Below are 2,440 nucleotides of genomic sequence, written 5' to 3'. Positions count from 1 at the left end.
CATCGACGACGAGGCGAACTCGACATAGGTGCTCGGGTTCTCGAGCAGCAGGCGGCGACGCAAGTGGTGCTGCGTCTGATCGACGTGCTCGCATACGCGCTGCAAGGTCGACAAGTCGTAGGGCAGAGGCAGCAGGTCGTTGAGCCACATGCCGCCGTGGCTGGACCACGCCAGGTGCTCCGAAAACCAGGCCGGCTGATAGCGCTCGAGCAGGCGAGCGAGGCGGCTCAGATGCGGGATGTCCAGCGGGCCCTCTCCGCCGATCGACAGGCCCACGCCGTGCACGGACAGCGCCCAGCGCTCGCGCACCTGTTCCAGGTGGCGCAGGAGCGGGCCGCCGGCCACCATGTAGTTCTCGGCGTGGATCTCGAAGAAGTCCACCGCGGCGCCCTGGCCCAGCACGGCCGGCACATGAGCCGACTTCAGGCCGACGCCCACCGCGGCCGTGCCGGCTGTGCGCTGGATGGAGTCGGTCATGACGGCCGGCGGTCGAGCCTGTGGCGGGCGTCGGGCGCCGGTCCGATCAGGCCTTCTTCTCCTTGAACTCCTTCATCTGGCCGAAGCCGGTGTCGGAGGTCTTGGAGGCGGTCTTTTCGCAAGTGCCCTTGGGCACGAGCTTCCATGCATTGCCCTGGTAGTCGCGCGTGGCGGTGCCGGCGCAAGTGGTGCCGGCACCGGCGGCGCAATCGTTCTTGCCCTTCATTGCGACGCCGTAGCACTTCTCCTTGTCGGCCGGCTGGGCCTGGGCCGCAATGGGGCCCAATGTGAGGGCGGTGCCGAGCGCCAGTGCGAGCGCAGCGGCGGTGGTCTGGGTGGTGAGGGAGTTCGACATGGGCATGCTCCGTGAGGCTTGCATCGGGTTAAGGGCTGGGCGGCTTGATCGGCCGCCTGCTGCTAAGTCGCTGCAGGCGCAGCCGTAGTTACATGCCACTCGCCGATTGGGGGTTTGTCCGGAGCCGCCCAGTGCAGCCGCGTCGGAGGCGCTGTAACCGAAACACCGGCCGCTGCGTATAAGCCTTAAGTCGTCACGAAAAAACGCGCCGTCGGCGATTCGCCACCTTGACCGGTGAGGGAACTCGTCTTGCTCATGAAGGACTTGCTTGCCGGGAAGTTTCCTCCGAAGTGAGGAAAGGCCGACGCAGAAGAACAAGCGCATCCAGGCCCGGCGGAAGGGCGAACGCAACGAAAGGCACACACCATGGCAAACGCGATTCACCACCCCTCGGCCCGCAACGCCGTCGGAGACGTGCACGAGATCACCGACTGGAAGGCCGCCGTCTGGGCCGGTGTCATCGCCGGAGTGGTCTTCATGATGGCCGAGATGATGCTGGTCTGGCTGTTCATGGGCCAAAGCCCGTGGGGGCCGCCCCGGATGATGGCGGCAATGGTCCTGGGCCGGGATGTCCTGCCGCCGCCAGCGGACTTTTCGCTCACGGCCATGATGACCGCGATGATGATCCATCTGCCGCTGTCGGCGGTTTACGGCGCCATCATCGGCTGGCTCGTCCATCGCTTCGACATGGTCGCCGCGGTGCTCATCGGCATGGTGTTCGGCGTCGTCGCCATCTACGCCGTCAACTTCTATCTGATTGCCCCGGCAATGTTCCCGTGGTTCGTCGAAGCGAGGAATTGGGTCGGCTTGGTCGCGCACGCCATGTTCGGCATTGTCGCGGCGGCTGTCTACGTGGGTCTGCGCAAGCCGCCGGCCCATCGTGCCGGAACCTTGACAGGTCACTGATCCGCAAGCCATGCGCATTGAGATTCGAATAGCTTTCGACTTGACCGTGCCTTGCCGGCCAAGGGGGCGCGGTGTCTATGGTAAGCCTACGTCCGCCGTCCGCCCTCTGTCGGTTGCCGGTCCAGCCTCTGCAAGGGCTGGATCTTCTCTGGTGGAAGAGAGCAGTGGGCGTCCTCGGCGCCCACCTTGTCGGTCCCCATGCGGATAAGGTCACCCACCTCTTCGCTGGCGATCCGCCATGATCTGACCGGCGTCGGCCATCAGGAGCACCATGTTCGCCTACGCGACGGGGGCTTCCGATATCGGCTACATGGTTTGAGTTCGAGCAGTGGGTCCGTTGGAGGCAGAAAATGATGATGGGCGATATGGGCGATATGGGCGGAATGGGCTGGATGATGGGCGGCATGGCGTTGGCCGGACTGCTGATCGTCGTCGCAGTGGTCTTGGCGATCGCAGCGCTGATCAAGTTTCTGCGCTCCAAATGATCTTGTTATTCTGGTCCACGGTGAGGCGATCGACAGCTATTGCTTGGCGACCCAGTCCGCTGGCTGGCGCGGCAATACTGCCTTGCGGAAGGTAGCGTTCAAGCAACCTTCGAAGCGCGGAAAAACATCGTTGCGGCTCACGCGCAGCTTCATGCCGCGCTCGAATCGGCCCCGAGCAGATTCGCACGAGGCTGCACCGCGCGCTGCACGGCATCCC

At 64.6% G+C, this 2,440-nt stretch carries 4 protein-coding genes; 2 read left to right on the top strand and 2 right to left on the bottom strand.

What is annotated here, in order from left to right; genetic code table 11:
• Both H0W38_RS20935 and H0W38_RS20930 read right to left on the bottom strand, forming a co-directional pair.
• Nucleotides 1–477, bottom strand: a 477-nt coding sequence (locus H0W38_RS20935; protein WP_292457821.1) for a DUF692 family multinuclear iron-containing protein, incomplete at its 3' end; no start/stop codon positions are given.
• A gap of 46 nt (nucleotides 478–523) precedes the next feature.
• Entirely contained in the window at nucleotides 524–832 is a 309-nt protein-coding gene (locus H0W38_RS20930; protein WP_292457820.1) for a DUF2282 domain-containing protein, read from the bottom strand.
• A gap of 414 nt (nucleotides 833–1,246) precedes the next feature.
• On the opposite strand from H0W38_RS20930, the gene H0W38_RS20925 reads away from it, so the two are divergent.
• The gene (locus H0W38_RS20925; RefSeq protein WP_292457818.1) at nucleotides 1,247–1,738 is read left to right on the top strand and encodes a hypothetical protein; all 492 of its coding nucleotides are present in this window, start codon (nucleotides 1,247–1,249) and stop codon (nucleotides 1,736–1,738) included.
• Nucleotides 1,739–2,088: 350 nt separating this feature from the next.
• Nucleotides 2,089–2,223: a hypothetical protein gene (locus H0W38_RS20920; RefSeq protein WP_292457817.1), complete on the top strand. Its 135-nt coding sequence runs from the start codon at nucleotides 2,089–2,091 to the stop codon at nucleotides 2,221–2,223.
• Nucleotides 2,224–2,440 lie beyond the last annotated feature (217 nt).

Source organism: Methylibium sp. (assembly GCF_013817365.1).
In the GTDB taxonomy this organism is placed as follows: domain Bacteria; phylum Pseudomonadota; class Gammaproteobacteria; order Burkholderiales; family Burkholderiaceae_C; genus Methylibium.
Note: the sequence above shows the minus strand (reverse complement) of the source record. Positions and strands in the feature narration are given on the sequence as shown.